Source organism: Lysobacter sp. Soil_N_51, from assembly GCF_057655755.1.
Window position 1 is genome coordinate 1 of the sequence record NZ_JBDGLR010000024.1, and the last position, 1,274, is coordinate 1,274.

Consider the following 1,274-nt stretch of genomic DNA (forward strand, 5'->3'; position numbering starts at 1 on the left):
GGTGGCGATCCGGACCCGGAATGCACCAACTGCACGACGACCCACACGGTCGCCGCGCCGGTGATCACCAGCAGCAAGTCGTCGGATCCGGCGACCGGCACCACGGTCAATCCGGGTGCGACGATCACCTACACCTTGTCGACCACGATCAGCACCGCGGCGCTGACGGACGTCTACACCCTGACCGACACGATCAGCGGCGATCAGACGTTCGGTTCGGTGACCAACGCCGGCAACTACACCTGCACGGGCGCGTTGTCCTGCACCTTGCCGGCCGGCACGTTGCCGGGTACGTACACGCTGAGCTACACGACCACCGTCGACGCGGATGCGGCCGGCACGGTCGGTAACAACGTGACCGGCAGCGGCGGTGGCGACCCGGATCCGGAGTGCACCAACTGCGCGACGACCCATACGGTCGCCGCGCCGGTGATCACCAGCACCAAGTCGTCCGATCCGGCGACCGGCACTACGGTCAATCCGGGTGCGACGATCACCTACACCTTGTCGACCACGATCAGCACCGCGGCGCTGACGGACGTCTACACCCTGACCGACACGATCAGCGGCGATCAGACGTTCGGCAGCGTGACCAATGCGGGCAGCTACACCTGCACCGGTACCGGTCCGCTGTCGTGCACCCTGCCGGCCGGCACCCTGCCGGGCACCTACACGCTGAGCTACACGACCACCGTCGACGCGGATGCGGCCGGCACGGTCGGTAACAACGTGACCGGCAGCGGCGGTGGCGATCCGGACCCGGAATGCACCAACTGCACGACGACCCATACGGTCGCCGCGCCGGTGATCAGCAGCAGCAAGTCGTCGGATCCGGCGACCGGCACCACGGTCAATCCGGGTGCGACGATCACCTACACCCTGAGCACCACGATCAGCACCGCGGCGCTGACGGACGTCTACACGCTGACCGACACGATCAGCGGCGATCAGACCTTTGGTTCGGTCACCAATGCGGGCAGCTACACCTGCACGGGCGCGTTGTCCTGCACCCTGCCGGCCGGCACCTTGCCAGGTACGTACACGCTGACCTACACGACCACCGTCGACGCGGATGCGGCCGGCACGGTCGGTAACAACGTGACCGGCAGCGGCGGTGGCGATCCGGACCCGGAGTGCACCAACTGCACGACGACCCATACGGTCGCCGCGCCGGTGATCAGCAGCAGCAAGTCGTCGGATCCGGCGACCGGCACCACGGTCAATCCGGGTGCGACGATCACCTACACCCTGAGCACCACGATCAGCACCGCGGC

Annotated in this window: 1 pseudogene; it reads left to right on the forward strand. The window is 67.3% G+C overall.

Annotation, left to right across the window (positions count from 1 at the left end):
• Positions 1-1,274: pseudogene (locus AC3A4T_RS24510) on the forward strand (CshA/CshB family fibrillar adhesin-related protein); the annotation flags it as partial.